The following is a 13,943-nucleotide window of genomic DNA, read 5'->3' as shown; positions in this document are numbered from 1 at the left end:
ACGCAATTTTGCGCCACGAGAAGCGTTGGGTCAATCATCCGTATGGGTCAATTTGGGCACATCAGAAGCGCCTGCAGAACCGCGACCCGAGAGTGAAGGGTTCTCCATGAAGAAACGGTGGCAGTTGAAGGCAAATTCACCTTCGGGCACCGGTGTGCGGTCAAAGCTTCCATCGGCGTTCATCACCCAACTTTGCGCCACATCGGCCATATTGGCGGCCATGACCTGCGACATGATCTGCGCTTTTACAGTGGCGTTTTTGACCTCTACCAGCGTTTCTACGCGGCGGTTGAGGTTGCGGCCCATCCAGTCAGCGGAGGACATGAAGACCCGCGCCTTTTTGTTCGGCAGGTCCTGCCCATTGGCAAAACAAACCAGGCGTGAGTGTTCGAGGAAACGTCCGACCACGGATTTCACGCGGATGTTTTCAGACAGGCCTTTGATGCCGGGACGGAGGCAACAGATGCCGCGCACAATCAGGGAGATTTTCACACCCGCCTCGGAGGCGGTGTAAAGCGCGTCGATGACCTCTGCCTCAACCAGCGAGTTCATCTTGGCCCAGATCGCTGCGGGTTTGCCGGAGCGGGCGTTTTTAGCTTCCTGTTCGATCAGCTCCAGAAGTTTGGGTTTCAGCGTGATAGGCGAGATCGCAAGGTTTTCGAGCGTGTCGGGTTCCACATAGCCGGAGAGGTAGTTGAAAACGCGGTTGGCGTCTCGCCCCAAGGCGGCGTCACAGGTGAAGAGGCTGACGTCGGTGTAAATCTTGGCGGTGATCGGGTGATAATTTCCGGTGCCGTAATGGGTGTAGGTCACCAGTTTGTCGCCTTCGCGGCGCACAACTGTGGAGATTTTGGCGTGGGTCTTCAGATCCAAGAAGCCATACACTACGTGCGCGCCTGCGCGTTCCAGTCGGCGGGATTGGCGAATGTTGGCGGCTTCGTCAAAACGGGCTTTCAGCTCCACCAGCGCGGTGACGGATTTGCCGTCTTCGGCTGCCTCACAAAGCGCCTCCACGATGGGGGAGTTTTTGGAGGTGCGATACAGCGTCTGTTTGATCGCAACCACATTGGGATCACGTGCGGCCTGTTGCAGGAAGCGCACCACCATGTCGAAGGTCTCATAGGGGTGGTGCAGCAGCATGTCTTTCTGCTGGATGGCGGCAAACATATCGCCGTCAAAGTCCTGTACACGCTCTGGCACACGTGGCGCAAATGACGGCCACAGCAGGTCAGGACGGGTGTCCACAACCATTTCCTTGAGGTCAGCCAAGCCAATCATACCGTCGATGTCGACCACTTCGTCGCCGGTGACTTCGAGCTCTTCCATGATCAGTTTTTTCAGGCTGGATGGCGCGTCAGATGTGATTTTCAGGCGCACCACTTCGCCCCGACGGCGACGTTTCAGCGCCACTTCAAATTCACGCACGAGGTCTTCGGCTTCGTCTTCGACCTCCAGATCGCTGTCGCGTAATACGCGGAAGGCGCAGTGGCCTTTGGCTTTGTAGCCGGGGAAGACGCTGTCCAGATGCAGGATCAAAAGCTCTTCGAGAGGCAGGGCTCGTAGGGTGCCGTCCGGGGAGGGCAGGAAGACAAAGCGGTCGATTTGGTGGGGGATCGGCAGGAGCGCCTTGAGGCTGCGCTTGTTTTTCTTGCGTTCCAGTTGCAGCGCCAGAGAGAAGCCGGTGTTGGGAATGAACGGGAAGGGGTGCGCCGGGTCGATGGCCAGCGGCGACAACATCGGGAACACGCGATTCATGAAGACGTCTGCGAGGAAGTCGCGATCTTCGTCGGTGAGCGCGTCGCGTTGCAGGATGTGGATGTCTTGCGCTTTGAGCTCGTCACGCAGGCTGTTGAACATGCGTTGCTGTTCTTGCAGGAGGTTGCGAGCGTCGGCGTTGATCAGGACCAGTTGTTCGGCCGGCGACAGGCCATCCTGCGCCGGATTGTTGTGCCCTTCGCGGACCAGCTCGCGCAGACCGGCCACGCGGACGGTGTAGAATTCGTCGAGGTTGGTGGCAGAGATCGACAGGAACCGCAGGCGCTCCAGCAGAGGCACGCGTGGGTTTTCGCTTTCCTCCAGCACACGCCAGTTAAAGCTGAGCCAGCTCAGTTCGCGGTTGAAGAAACGGTCCGGGCCGTTGCGGTCCAGATCAGGCAATGCGACGGGTTCGGGGAAATCGGATTTCAAAAAGTCAGCTTGGGTCATGTCACTCTCATGCCATTGGCAGGTAACGAGAAGATGACTTTAGGCGGGAATGTGCGGAGGGTCCAGAGAGCTGCGCGGGGCAGGGTGTCGCGGTGTGTCGGAAACGGATTTAGCCAGGGCTAATCGACAAGTGCGCCAAGCGCGTGTTTAGCAGACTATTTTTAAGTCACTAAGTTCCGACCTCTACTGGAAATTCGGTATGCAACTGCATACATAGAGGGGGTAGAATTGAGATTAGAAAGGTACGAATGGAAAATCTGTTTTTTGTTTTTGTTATTGCTGCAGTCGCATTTTGGATCGGCCGTCGATCTAAGCAGTCACCCAATTCCGAAAACGATCGATTTTCCCATTCCCCAATTCAATCATCACAAGACACTTCGGAGGAACCGTCAGAGCGTATTGCAATGAACGGTCAGCGCGCCTTTACCCTCATATTCATCTGTGGATGGATCATCGCTTGGTCAGCGGGCATCTTTATGGCGGCGACAGCGTTTCTTGGTTCATTTGGCGCCGGGTTTGAAACCGTTTTTCTAGGCGGTTGGCTGCTTGCGGCTATTGCCGGATGGTTTTTTGCCGCCAACACCATTTTCAAGCTGGCGACTGGAAAACCAATCAAGGGCCGCGACGGAAACTATTACTGAACGCCTTGTGTTCATCCAGTGCTGTAGCCTTAAGAGTGTTCCAGAACCCGTTTGGCAAGCGCTTTGGTGATGGGGCGTTTTTCGCTGAGCGACAGTTGATCCAGCGCTTCGACAACATGGGCGACGTTGGCAAAACTGCGGTCCATGTGTTTGGCGATATAGCTCAGCACATCGGGTGTGGGCATCAGCTGACGGTCGCCAAATTGTTTGGCCATCACGGCCATCAGCAGCACGTCGTCGGGTTGGTCCAATGTAGCGACGGTGGTGCCCTGCATGCGCGACAGCAGGTCCGGCAGGGTCAATCCCCATTGCAGTGGTGCGCCCACGCCGGTGAGGAGGAGCGTGTTGCCTTCGGCCAGGGTCAGGTTGTGCAGGTGGAATAAGGCGGTTTGTGCGTCCGGATTGTCGGCAATCAGATGCACGTCTTCCACCGCGACTGGCGTTTTTGCCAAAGCAGGCACATCGTCTTTAGTGAGGTCGGCGGCCGCCACAACTTGGGCGTTTGCTAGGGCGGCCCAGACCTGGGTCAGATGGGTTTTCCCTGCACCAGCCGGGCCGGAGAGCACCAGTTTTCCACCGGCCCAGTTGGGCCACAGATCGACCAGACCAAGCGCCATGGCGTTGGTCGGGCTGACAAAGAAATCATCACGCCCAAGGGCTGCCCGGACGGGCAGGTCGAAGTTCAGCTGCTCAGCCATTTGGATTTTTTCGGCGTCCTGTGCGCTTGCTTGGTCGGTCTCGCTGCGCCCTTTGTAGAGCGTGGAAGACATGTATTGTCCGGTGACAAAACGTGCAAGCACTCCGAGCGCTGCGGCAACAGGCACAGCAACCAACATGCCGACAAAGCCAAACAGCGCGCCAAAAACCGATAAGGCCAACAGCAGCCAGACGGGATGCAGGCCGACGGATTTGCCAACAAGCTTAGGGGTGAGAACATTCCCTTCGATCATTTGGCCGGTGGCAAAAATCGCCGCAACGAGGCCGATTTGCAGCCAGTCTCCCCAAAATTGGAAAAGCGCGAGGCCGATCGCCAATACGCCACCAATCAGGGCACCAAGGTAAGGGATGAAGGTCACAAGACCAGCGATGAACCCCACAACAAGACCAAAGTTCAGCCCAACGATGATCAAAGCCACAGCATAGTATGTGCCCAGGATCAGACAAACGGTGCCCATGCCGCGCACAAAGCTTGCCAGGGTTTTGTCGATGTCTTTTGCCAGGCGACGGATTGTGGGGGCGTGGTCGCGGGGCAGGAGTTTGTCAACTTCGGCGACCATACGGTCCCAATCCAAAAGGAGGTAGAAGGCCACCACGGGCACAATCACCAGCAGGACAACAACATTGATCAGCGAAGCTGCCGAGCTGAGTGCTGATTGCAGGAAGTCTCCTCCGCGGTCTTGCAAGAAGTCGCCGACTTTCTGCAGCGACTGATGCATCATGGAGTCTTGCTGCAACAAGCTTGGAAAGCGTTCTGCGACAAAGACACGGAGCTGCGCAAAGGCCTCTGGTAGAGTTTTCACCAACTCTTCGGTTTGCTGGATCAGGGACGGGATGATGGCAAGGATGCCGATCACAAAGATCAACACGCCGAAGAGTGTGATAACGGTTGTCGAGGCAGCGCGGGACAGGCCTTTGGCTTCCAGCTTGTCGGCCAGCGGATCGAGGAAGTAGGCGATGGCGCCGCCCAATACAAAGGGCAGCAAGACATCGCCAAGCGCCCAAAGCACCACGGCAAAGACAACTACAAAAATTCCCCAGAACTGAAACTGTTTGTGGGCGGGAAGGGCCATAAGCGCTGCACTCCGGTCTGTCGCGTTGCGCACAGTGATCGCGCAAGCGGGCAAGGGTTGCAAGCCTTTGACGTCGTTGGCGTGTTAGCGTGTGGTCAATGCGCAGAGATCCGCGCGCCGGATCGGCTTGGCCAGACAGTGGTCAAAGCCCGCATCCAGATAGCTGGCAATATGCTCCGGGAAGACATTGGCGGTGACAGCGACCATTTTGGGCTGGGCCGCGCCGTCGTCCCTGCCGCGCAAAGAGCGGGCTATCTGGTCGCCGGTCAAACCAGGCATGCGGATGTCGATAAACAGGGCGTCAAAGCTCTCAGACAAAGCGGCCTGAAGAGCCGTGTTACCATCGGAGGCACAAACAACCTCTGCCCCCATGCTTTCGAGCATACGGGACAGCACCATGCGATTCACCGAGCTGTCGTCGGCGACAAGGGCGCGCTGACCCGCAAAGGCATTGGCCATTTTGGCGTGTCGCAGGTCTTTTTCGTCAAGCGCGTTTGCCACGGGCATCGGCACCCAAGTTGCAAAGGTCGTGCCTTGCCCAGGGGTACTGTCGACTTCGATTTGCCCCTGCATGAGGGTAACCAAACGTTTCACAATCGGCAGGCCCAGACCTGTGCCGCCTTTGCGACGGGCCACAGTGGTGTCCGCCTGCGAATAAGCCGAGAAGACTTCAGACAGTTGCTCTGCACTCATGCCGCAGCCGGAATCCCTGACCGTTGCGCTGATCGTGTCCGGTTTGGCTTCCAAAGACACGTGAATGGTGCCGCTGTCGGTGAATTTCACCGCGTTGCTCAGCAGGTTGCCCAACACCTGACGCAGGCGGAACTCGTCTCCCAGACGGGGTGCGCCATTTTCGGTATCACTGGCTTCGACCACCAGTTTGACCCCTTTGCACTCCGCCGAGGCGCGGTGCAGGGCGATCACGTCGACCACAGCGGCGCGCAGATCAAAGGGGCGGTTTTCCAGATCGAGTTTGCCGGCATCGATTTTGCTGAGGTCCAGAGAATCGTTTAGCGTGCGCAGCAATCCTTGCGTGGAGCTGTCCATGGTTTGCAGCAGTTCTGGGATAGAGTCGCTTAGAGGAGCGTCTTCCAGTTCTGCCGAGAGCAGGTCCATAGAGCCGATGATTCCGTTGAGAGGCGTGCGGATTTCATGGGCCATATGTGCGAGAAAGTCCTCGCGCGCGCTGGCAGCTTCCTGGGCCTCGAATTTTGCAATTTCGGCGGTGCGAAGCGCGTGTTTCAGCGCAATCTGTTCGTTCACGCAGAGTGCCAGCTGGTGCAGTTTTTGCTGCTCGTCTTGTCTCCAATCGCGCGGAGTGTCGTCGATGGCGCATAAGGCACCAATGCAGGTGCCGTCCGGCAAGCTGATCGGCATGCCGAGGTAGGCAATGATGTTGAGCGCATCCACAGCGCCATTGTGTTTGAGCACCGGATGTTCGCGCGCGTTTGCCACGACCAGTGGCTTGTCACTGGCGCGGACGTGCTGGCAAAAGGAATGAGTCAGTGGCGTTTGCCTGGCGGTTGCCCATGGTTCCGGTAAGCCAAATTGACTTTTAAAATACTGGCGGTCGCGGCCGGGCTGCACAATGGACACCAACGCCACCGGCACATTCATCACGGTGCGGGTAAGCGATGTGAGATTGTCGAAGGCGGATTCAAACTCTGCGTCGACAAGCCCGAGGTCCGTCAACAGCCCGTCATTTGCGGGTTTGGGATCAATTCTTGATGCCACCGAAGTGTTCATAGTCCAGCTCACTTGTTACCAATCAGAAGGGGGGCAGTAGACATCGCAGCGAAATCTGCACCGTGGCGTGGCCTGCCAGTTGACCGAAACACGGAACGAAAAGTACCCAAGCGAATGCAAAGAGCGCCCCTCCCGGGTTTGATCAAAAGCCAAAAGCGTTAACAGCGGCCGAATTTATCGTGTGTCTTTGTAAATTCTTTTTCGCTCCGCGGGTGGGTTTGTAAAACTTCTGGTGGGCGGCTCGAAAGACCAAGCCCATTGCGACGACGCTGCATGGCTTGCCTCGCCAGCCTGATTGGGCTAGCCCAAGGCAGATGTTTTGAGATGGCTGTTCCATACGTGAGCAGCCCAAGCCGAGAGAGTGAGTGCCGATGCGCCTGTCCCGCTATTTTCTGCCTGTGCTGAAGGAAACCCCTGCAGACGCACAGATTGTCAGCCACCGTTTGATGCTGCGTGCCGGTATGATCAAACAGTCCAGCGCGGGGATTTATTCCTGGTTGCCGCTGGGCTTCAAAGTGCTGCGCAAGATCGAGAATATTGTGCACGAAGAGCAGATCCGTGCGGGCCACATTCCGATGCAGATGCCGACGTTGCAGTCTGCCGAGCTTTGGAAAGAGAGCGGGCGCTATGACGCTTACGGCGAAGAGATGCTACGCATCAAGGACCGTCATGACCGTGACATGCTCTACACGCCAACTGCAGAAGAGCTGATCACCGATATTTTCCGCAGCAATGTGAGCTCTTACAAAGACTTGCCGCTGACCATGTATCAGATTCAGTGGAAGTTCCGCGACGAGATCCGTCCGCGTTTTGGCGTGATGCGCGGGCGCGAGTTCTACATGAAAGACGGTTATAACTTTGATCTGAGCAAAGAAGACGCGCTGCATGCATACAACCGCCACTTGGTGAGCTATCTGCGAACCTATGAGCGGATGGGGCTTCAGGCGATCCCGATGCGCGCGGATGGTGGGCCGATTGGGGGCGACTATACCCACGAGTTCCTGGTGCTGGCCGAAACCGGTGAGTCAGAAGTGTTTTACGATTCCGCTGTGACCGACCTGACTTTTGGCGATCGCGAGATTGACTACGACAGCGTGGAGCAGTGTCAGGGCGTGTTGGAGGAGTTCACCACCAAATACGCACGCACTGATGAGACCCACGACGAGGCGCTGTTTAACGAGGTTCCTGAGGAACGCCGGCGCACAGCGCGGGGCATCGAAGTGGGCCAGATCTTCTACTTCGGCACCAAGTATTCCGACGCGCTGGGCGCGCAGGTGCAGACCGCGGAAGGCGAGAAAGTCTCCGTGCATATGGGCAGCCACGGCATTGGCGTGAGCCGCCTGCTGGGTGCGATCATCGAAGCCAATCACGACGACAACGGCATCATCTGGCCGGAAGGTGTGACCCCGTTCCACGCAGGCATCGTGAACCTGAAGCAGGGTGATGAAGCGGCGGACACGGCCTGTGAAGGGCTGGAGAAGGCATTGGTCGCTGCGGGGCTGGAGCCGCTGTATGACGACCGCAAAGAGCGTGCGGGCGGCAAGTTTGCCACCATGGATCTGATTGGTCTGCCGTGGCGCATCACCGTTGGCCCGCGTGGGTTGAAAAACGGTGTGGTCGAGCTGACCTGTCGCCGCACTGGCGAGAGCGAAGAGTTGGCGCCAGAAGCGGCTGTGGCCAAGCTGATTGAGATCTATGCGGATCACCGTGTGACTGGTCTCTGATCCAAGCAGGCAGATTAAGTGAAAATGGAAAGGCCCCGCGCTATGCGAGGGCCTTTTTTAATTATGCAGCAACGGGGTGGGCTGGCTTACGCACTGGCAGGGATTGGAGCACGGCAAAGGTTAGCTCGATCACGAGGAAGCCCCAGATCAATGGGCTGGCACCGTTGAGCAGTGCGTTCAGCATCCACGCTGAAAAGAGCCAGCGGCCAATGGCATCATACCGCGCGAGCTTTGGATTATTGAGGCGTATACGCACAATGGACCAGACGATCACCACGGACCCCGTGAAGTTGGCAAAGAGAATGGCGTAGGTGTTGAGTTCCGGCAGCGGCGCAAGACCGGCGGCGGCATGGGCGCCGTTCATGGCGCTCCAGAACAAGCCCAGCGTGATCGGTGTCATATAGGGCCAGGTGATCAGCAGATCATACCAAGACGAAATCCGGTACAGGCGGTGAAAAGCGGAGGGTGACATGGTGCATCCTTTGTCAGTTGCGTTGGATGCGGGGAGTTGTAAACCTTGGAGTTAAGTCCAAGGTCAAGGGGAAAAATGATGCGGATCGGGGCGTTGGCCGAGGCGAGTGGCGTGAGCCGTGACACACTGCGATATTATGAAAAACAAGGGCTTATCCACGCGGACCGGTGGCCAAACGGCTATCGCGACTATCCTGAAGGCATGGTCGAGATGGTGCGGCTGATCCGGCAGGGGCAAGCGTTGGGGTTTTCGCTTAAGGAGATCGGCGCTTTGGTGCAGGGGCTTGGCGGTGGGCTGTCGCAGGCCGAAGTGGAGACCCTGCTGCGCGGCAAGCTGGCGGAGATTGATGCGCGGATGCAAGAGCTTAGCGACCTGCGAGCGGTGGTGGCGCGGCGGCTGGCAAAGGCGTGCCCGTTGGGACTGGATGCGCCGGGATCGCTTGACCCTAAGCGGGTGGCCTCATAGGGTCGCGCCAACCAAGAACCGGAGCAGTTATGGCAGGTCGCACAGCCCCTTTTTCCCGTTTTGAATGGATGATCGCCTGGCGGTATTTGCGCGCGCGCAAAGCTGAGGGCGGGGTCAGCACGATGACCTGGATCAGCCTCATTGGCATCACCTTGGCGGTGTTTGCACTGATTGCCACATTGGCGGTGCGGGCCGGGTTTCGGTCTGAATTTGTTGGGACCATTCTGGGGGCCAACGCGCATGTAACCGTCTATCAGAGCGGAGAAATTTCCGAGACTGGCGTGATTGATCGCACCATCAAGGACTTTGACGTGATGGCGGCAAAGCTGCGCGATGTGCCCGGCGTGACGCGGGCGGCGCCGTTGGTCAAAGGGCAGGTCATGGGCAACCTGCGCAGTCGCAATGCAGGTGTCGAGGTCTTTGGCATGCGGGCGGAGGATTTGGCTGAGCTACCGCGGATTGCGGACCCGAGCACCAGCGATGGCGACATCGGGCGCTATAACGAGGGTATCGCGATTGGCTCTGGCGTGGCGCGGGAGCTGGGGGCGCGGGTGGGGGATCGCATCAAGTTGATCTCGCCCAATGGGGTGAAAACCGCCTTTGGCACCTCGCCCCGGATCAGCAGTTACGAGGTGGTCTACATCTTCTCTGCTGGGCGCTATGACATTGATCGCACACGGGTTTATCTGCCTTTCACCGAGGCGCAGCTGTTCTTTGATCGCGATGGTGTGGCAGACGAAATTGAGGTCATGGTGGCGGAGCCTGAGAAGGTTGAGGCGCTGGCTGTCCCCTTGATGATGGCCGCCGGGGATCGCGCGCTGGTGTGGACTTGGAAACAGGCGTCAGGCGGGTTTCTCAATGCGCTGGAAGTGGAGGACAACGTGATGTTTGTGATCCTCTCCATTCTTGTGCTGATCGCCACAATGAACATCGTTAGTGGCCTGATTATGTTGGTTAAAAACAAGGGGCGTGACATTGGTATTCTGCGTACCATGGGGCTGACCGAAGGCTCGGTGCTGCGGGTGTTCTTCATCTGTGGCGCCTTTACCGGCGTGTTGGGCACGGTGTTCGGCGTGGTGCTGGGATGCCTGTTTGCGCTCTACATCGATCCGATTTTTTCCTTTGTAAACGTGCTTTTAGGTGGCGAGGCTTGGGATCCGTCGATCCGGGGCATCTATCGTTTGCCAGCGAAGTTGGAGTTTGGCGATGTGATGTCGGCCATGAGCCTGTCGCTGGGGCTGGCCTTTGTGGTGACGATCTTTCCGGCGCGTCGAGCGGCGCGGATGAACCCTGTGGAGGCGCTGCGCTATGAATGAAGTTGTGCTGAAGCTAGAGGGGGTAGAGAAGTTATATAACAAAGGCTTAGCGGGCGAGATCCACGTTTTGCGTGGGGCGGAATTAGCGCTGAAAGCCGGGGAAATGGTGGCGCTTGTAGCGCCATCTGGCGCGGGGAAATCGACGCTTTTGCACATTGCGGGATTGCTGGATGAAGCCGACACCGGTGCGGTGGAAATTGGCGGGCAAATCCTGAGCGGAAAGTCGGATCGGCGGCGCACCAGAGCGCGGCGGGAGGACATTGGTTTTGTTTACCAGTTTCACCATTTGTTGCCGGAATTCAGTGCCTTAGAGAACATCGCGTTGCCGCAGATGGCCAATGGGGTGAGCAAGCCGGACGCGGAAAAACGCGGCGAAGAGCTTCTGGAATCCGTGGGCGTAGCGCACCGGGCGAAACACCGGCCCGCGGAGCTGTCTGGCGGGGAGCAGCAGCGGGTGGCGTTTTGTCGGGCTTTGGCCAATAAGCCACGGATTTTGTTGGCAGATGAGCCGACGGGCAACCTTGATCCGGCGACCAGCGATCAGGTGTTTGACGCGCTGATGACGCTCGTGCGAGAGACCGGATTGGCGGCCTTGGTGGCGACCCACAATATGGAGCTGGCGGCGCGGATGGACCGCGTGGTGCGGCTGGAAAACGGGGTCTTGGTGGACGGCTAAAGCTGTCCTGTTGCGCAAGGTGTTAATGCCGTAATGCGCGCCAAAGTCACGTCGGTATTCTGTCGGTATCGCGACTGTTTCGCGATGGTGGGTTTTTTGTGGTGCCATCAAAGGTAACCACAAGGTGCGTAGGTGTTGCCTGAACGGCAAAGCGCTTGCATCTGCGCGTGGGACGCGCAAGCTGACCCCATGACAAAAGAGACATCGGTTCAGGAAGATCAGACGCGGGCAGCGGAGCGCCGTGCCAAAGGTGAATTTGTGCGCGGGGTGAGCGGGTTTCGCCATGCGATTGGGGACTCAGCATTTCCGCCCGAGCCGGGGCGGTACCATCTGTTTGTGGCGTTGAACTGTCCGTGGTGCCATCGGGTGACGCTGGCGCGGGCTGTGCTTGGTTTGGAAAGCAGTATCAGCATGGATGTGGCCTTTCCCAATCGCACCGGGGAGGACGATGTGGTTGGGCCAAATCTCTGGGAGTTTGATCCCTGTCGGGTGGCGACGCTGACCGGGGACACGTTGCCGGAATGTACGGTTGAGACCGGGACCGGATTGGGGCTGCGGCTGGCCAAGGAGATTTATCAGCGCGAAGGCTCTGAAGAGCAGTCGGTGCCGATCCTCTATGACAAGGTTTCGGGGCGGATTGTGAACAACGAAAGCGCGGAGATTTTACGCATGTTGGACCGCCATGCGGCGGCATTGGACAGTACCATAGCGGACGACGCGCGGGTGCGGTTGGTGCCGGAGGATGCCGAGATGGTGGCGACCGTGGATGCGCTCAACGCGCAGATTTATGTGGCGATCAACAATGGTGCCTATAAGGCGGGGTTCTCGTCTGACCAAAACGTCTATGCGCAGGCGTTTGAAGCCTACTTTGCGGCTTTAGAGGCGTTGGAGGTTTTGTTGTCAGATGGGCGGCCGTTTTTGGCAGGGGATGCGTTCACCGAGGCGGACCTGCGGTTGTTCCCAACGCTCTATCGGCATGACCCGGTGTATTATGTGCGCATGAAGCTGAACGGCGCGCGGATTTTGGAGTATCCACATCTGTGGCGATGGCTGTGTCGGGTCTATGCGATGGATGGCGTGGCGGCGGCGGGATCGTTGGTGCATTGCCGTCAGGGTTATTTTGGTCGGTCCTGGAATGGGGTTGTGCCCTTGGGGCCGGTGAAGCCGATGGCTTACCCGGAGGCCTATCGGCATCCGGAGTTGGCGGATCAGGGCGCGTAAAAGGTTGCCGTGGCTGTGGCGACGGCCTTGTCCGCGGGCAGGGCGATCATGGTGGCACGGGCGAAGATCAACGCTTTGCCGGCGCGCACGATCTCTGCGTCACAGCGGATTAGATCGCCGGTGCCTGGGCGCAGAAATTGCGTGTCGAGATTGGTGGTGGCGACCGGCGTGAAGGCGTCCAGGTGGCCGAAGCAGGCAAACACCATGGCGGTGTCCGCCATCGCCGCGAGCGCTTGGCCGGAGATGATGTCGCCAATGCGGGTGAGCTCCGCGGTGATTGGCATAGTGAGCGTGGCAGCGGTTGGCGAGATGTCGGTGATGGTGAGGTCCAGCGCCTGCACCCAAGGCGCGAAGCCTTTGGCAAGCATGGCTTGGGAGTCTGTTGGTGTGAGGGGCATGTTGTGATGTTTATTTTGGGGGTTTTGAGAAGACTGCAGTCCGGTGCGGGCCAAACCTGTGATTGTGCCAATTGCTGCGCATTTGATCATACGTCAATTGGCGAGCGCGAGAGGACGGCATATTCGGGTCTCTGATAAATACAACCTGTTTGGCGTCGTCAAATCCAATCAAAACAAAGGTATGGCCTGGTCCTTGGTGGACGTCGATCATAACGGGGCGGCCCTTTTTTAGTCTGCGCTGGATCTCTGCGAGCCCCTTGTTGAAGCCTGCGTTTGTTTTGGGAAAGCTGCGAATATCCCAGCGGTGGCCCAAGGTGCGCAGTCCTTTTTGTAAGTCCACAAAATAGGTGAAAGTCCAATTTTGTTTGTCTTTTGGCTTGTGGGATTCCGCACGGTTCTTGATTTCTGTCTGGGATGTTGGGCGTCCGTAGTACCCGAGGATCATGCTCGCGGAACTGGGAACACAGTAATATGGTTTTTGGCGCACATGTGGGACGTCCAAGAGAACCAGTGATTGAGAGATCGTCGGCGGCGGGAGTTTTCGTTTGAGGATTTCGCCCGTGCGTGCGCCAAGCTCCGCGTTGGCCCAGCTTGCGCTGAGTGCCAAAAGGACGGCGAAAACTATTCGGCAGCCCATGTGCGGTCTCCCCTGTAACACTACTCGGTTAGGGTGGCGCGAAACCGTGGTTGGGTCAATTGGAGTTGTCGGGATGCGGCGCGGAAAGGTCTTTGGGTTAGGCTACCAGTATTGAGGGTCGTTAAGGGCGGCGACGCAGCTTGGGGTGCCTTTCAGGGGCGTGAGCGGGGCGTCGGTGAGGGATTGGCCGATCCAGCCGTGCGGGAAGCTGAGCGGCTGTGGAGCAGGGGCGATGGCCTCGGTCAGGGGCGCAAAGCCGGTTTTGCCGTAGAACACCGGGCTGCCGTAGGTGATCGCCACCTCTGCGCCTTGCGCGCGCAGGGTGGTGAGCGCGTGGGTGATCAGCGCTTGGCCGATGCCTTCGCCGTGGCGCGCGGTGGTGACCGCCATCGGGGAGAGCAGCACCACGCGACGTGGGTCGTCGGAATAGGGCATCGGGGAGAACAGCACGGCGGCCACGAGGGTGCCGCCGTCGGCGGCGGTGAAGACTTGAGTGCCGTCGGTGGTGCGGTCTTGCAGGAGGTTTGTGACGAGATCACCGATCAGCGCGCCTTCGGCCTCGCCTTCGGACGCCGTGAAAGTGTCGGCAAACAGCTGGGTTGGGGCGGTGTCGTTGGGCGAGAGGTCTTCGGCGTAGATCATGGCGGGCGCT

13 protein-coding genes and 1 pseudogene are annotated in these 13,943 nt (G+C 58.3%); 6 read left to right on the top strand and 8 right to left on the bottom strand.

All coding sequences use genetic code 11. The annotated features are described in order from the left end of the window. Positions 1-30: 30 nt before the first annotated feature. Positions 31-2,205 carry an RNA degradosome polyphosphate kinase gene (locus tag MK208_RS03785; protein ID WP_294114027.1) on the bottom strand — a complete coding sequence of 725 codons (2,175 nt, stop codon included), beginning with the start codon at positions 2,203-2,205 and terminating at the stop codon, positions 31-33. Positions 2,206-2,453: 248 nt separating this feature from the next. On the opposite strand from MK208_RS03785, the gene MK208_RS03780 reads away from it, so the two are divergent. Next, positions 2,454-2,846, top strand: a complete 393-nt coding sequence (locus MK208_RS03780; RefSeq protein WP_294114024.1) for a hypothetical protein — start codon at positions 2,454-2,456, stop codon at positions 2,844-2,846. Positions 2,847-2,875: 29 nt separating this feature from the next. On the opposite strand, the gene MK208_RS03775 is transcribed toward MK208_RS03780, so the two are convergent. The 3 genes and pseudogenes from MK208_RS03775 to MK208_RS03765 all read right to left on the bottom strand — a co-directional run bounded on the left by MK208_RS03775 (position 2,876) and on the right by MK208_RS03765 (position 6,382). Continuing rightward, entirely contained in the window at positions 2,876-3,463 is a 588-nt protein-coding gene (locus MK208_RS03775; RefSeq protein WP_294114118.1) for a DnaA/Hda family protein, read from the bottom strand. A 129-nt stretch (positions 3,464-3,592) separates the two neighbouring features. Then, positions 3,593-4,636, bottom strand: a pseudogene (locus MK208_RS03770) (AI-2E family transporter); the annotation flags it as partial. An 84-nt stretch (positions 4,637-4,720) separates the two neighbouring features. After that, positions 4,721-6,382, bottom strand: a complete 1,662-nt coding sequence (locus tag MK208_RS03765) for an ATP-binding protein (RefSeq protein ID WP_294114021.1) — start codon at positions 6,380-6,382, stop codon at positions 4,721-4,723. Positions 6,383-6,753: 371 nt separating this feature from the next. On the opposite strand from MK208_RS03765, the gene proS reads away from it, so the two are divergent. Then, positions 6,754-8,106: a proline--tRNA ligase gene (gene proS, locus MK208_RS03760; protein WP_294114116.1), complete on the top strand. Its 1,353-nt coding sequence runs from the start codon at positions 6,754-6,756 to the stop codon at positions 8,104-8,106. Between the two features lie 61 nt (positions 8,107-8,167). Here proS and MK208_RS03755 read toward each other — a convergent pair whose 3' ends face one another. Further along, the gene (locus MK208_RS03755) at positions 8,168-8,578 is read right to left on the bottom strand and encodes a hypothetical protein (RefSeq protein WP_294114019.1); all 411 of its coding nucleotides are present in this window, start codon (positions 8,576-8,578) and stop codon (positions 8,168-8,170) included. 78 nt (positions 8,579-8,656) lie between these two features. On the opposite strand from MK208_RS03755, the gene MK208_RS03750 reads away from it, so the two are divergent. The 4 genes from MK208_RS03750 to MK208_RS03735 all read left to right on the top strand — a co-directional run bounded on the left by MK208_RS03750 (position 8,657) and on the right by MK208_RS03735 (position 12,256). After that, a complete protein-coding gene (locus MK208_RS03750; RefSeq protein ID WP_294114017.1) occupies positions 8,657-9,043 on the top strand; it encodes a MerR family transcriptional regulator in 387 nt (128 codons plus the stop codon). A gap of 29 nt (positions 9,044-9,072) precedes the next feature. Beyond that, positions 9,073-10,359 carry a lipoprotein-releasing ABC transporter permease subunit gene (locus tag MK208_RS03745; RefSeq protein WP_294114015.1) on the top strand — a complete coding sequence of 429 codons (1,287 nt, stop codon included), beginning with the start codon at positions 9,073-9,075 and terminating at the stop codon, positions 10,357-10,359. Next, complete coding sequence (locus MK208_RS03740) at positions 10,352-11,035, top strand: ABC transporter ATP-binding protein (RefSeq protein ID WP_294114013.1); 684 nt, start codon at positions 10,352-10,354, stop codon at positions 11,033-11,035. Before MK208_RS03745 ends, MK208_RS03740 begins: the two co-directional genes overlap by 8 nt. Positions 11,036-11,224: 189 nt before the next feature. Next, on the top strand, positions 11,225-12,256 hold the full coding sequence (locus MK208_RS03735) for a glutathione S-transferase C-terminal domain-containing protein (protein ID WP_294114011.1): 1,032 nt from the start codon (positions 11,225-11,227) through the stop codon (positions 12,254-12,256). Here the strand turns inward: MK208_RS03735 and MK208_RS03730 are convergent. The 3 genes from MK208_RS03730 to MK208_RS03720 all read right to left on the bottom strand — a co-directional run bounded on the left by MK208_RS03730 (position 12,244) and on the right by MK208_RS03720 (position 13,933). Beyond that, on the bottom strand, positions 12,244-12,654 hold the full coding sequence (locus tag MK208_RS03730) for a PaaI family thioesterase (protein ID WP_294114009.1): 411 nt from the start codon (positions 12,652-12,654) through the stop codon (positions 12,244-12,246). The genes MK208_RS03735 and MK208_RS03730 overlap by 13 nt on opposite strands. 10 nt (positions 12,655-12,664) lie before the next feature. Next, on the bottom strand, positions 12,665-13,291 hold the full coding sequence (locus MK208_RS03725) for a C39 family peptidase (RefSeq protein WP_294114007.1): 627 nt from the start codon (positions 13,289-13,291) through the stop codon (positions 12,665-12,667). A 102-nt stretch (positions 13,292-13,393) separates the two neighbouring features. Next, the gene (locus tag MK208_RS03720) at positions 13,394-13,933 is read right to left on the bottom strand and encodes an N-acetyltransferase (protein ID WP_294114006.1); all 540 of its coding nucleotides are present in this window, start codon (positions 13,931-13,933) and stop codon (positions 13,394-13,396) included. Positions 13,934-13,943 lie beyond the last annotated feature (10 nt).

It is taken from the genome of Shimia sp. (genome assembly GCF_022448905.1).
In the GTDB taxonomy this organism is placed as follows: domain Bacteria; phylum Pseudomonadota; class Alphaproteobacteria; order Rhodobacterales; family Rhodobacteraceae; genus Shimia.
This window is presented reverse-complemented; position numbering and strand designations above follow the sequence as displayed.

Coding starts and splice junctions, on each gene's coding strand:
- MK208_RS03775 (WP_294114118.1), bottom strand. CDS start 3,463: ATGGCGCTTGGTCTGGTCGATCTGTGGCCCAACTGGGCCGGTGGAAAA.
- MK208_RS03730 (WP_294114009.1), bottom strand. CDS start 12,654: ATGCCCCTCACACCAACAGACTCCCAAGCCATGCTTGCCAAAGGCTTC.
- MK208_RS03745 (WP_294114015.1), top strand. CDS start 9,073: ATGGCAGGTCGCACAGCCCCTTTTTCCCGTTTTGAATGGATGATCGCC.
- proS (WP_294114116.1), top strand. CDS start 6,754: ATGCGCCTGTCCCGCTATTTTCTGCCTGTGCTGAAGGAAACCCCTGCA.
- MK208_RS03750 (WP_294114017.1), top strand. CDS start 8,657: ATGCGGATCGGGGCGTTGGCCGAGGCGAGTGGCGTGAGCCGTGACACA.
- MK208_RS03765 (WP_294114021.1), bottom strand. CDS start 6,382: ATGAACACTTCGGTGGCATCAAGAATTGATCCCAAACCCGCAAATGAC.
- MK208_RS03780 (WP_294114024.1), top strand. CDS start 2,454: ATGGAAAATCTGTTTTTTGTTTTTGTTATTGCTGCAGTCGCATTTTGG.
- MK208_RS03720 (WP_294114006.1), bottom strand. CDS start 13,933: ATGATCTACGCCGAAGACCTCTCGCCCAACGACACCGCCCCAACCCAG.
- MK208_RS03725 (WP_294114007.1), bottom strand. CDS start 13,291: ATGGGCTGCCGAATAGTTTTCGCCGTCCTTTTGGCACTCAGCGCAAGC.
- MK208_RS03735 (WP_294114011.1), top strand. CDS start 11,225: ATGACAAAAGAGACATCGGTTCAGGAAGATCAGACGCGGGCAGCGGAG.
- MK208_RS03755 (WP_294114019.1), bottom strand. CDS start 8,578: ATGTCACCCTCCGCTTTTCACCGCCTGTACCGGATTTCGTCTTGGTAT.
- MK208_RS03740 (WP_294114013.1), top strand. CDS start 10,352: ATGAATGAAGTTGTGCTGAAGCTAGAGGGGGTAGAGAAGTTATATAAC.
- MK208_RS03785 (WP_294114027.1), bottom strand. CDS start 2,205: ATGACCCAAGCTGACTTTTTGAAATCCGATTTCCCCGAACCCGTCGCA.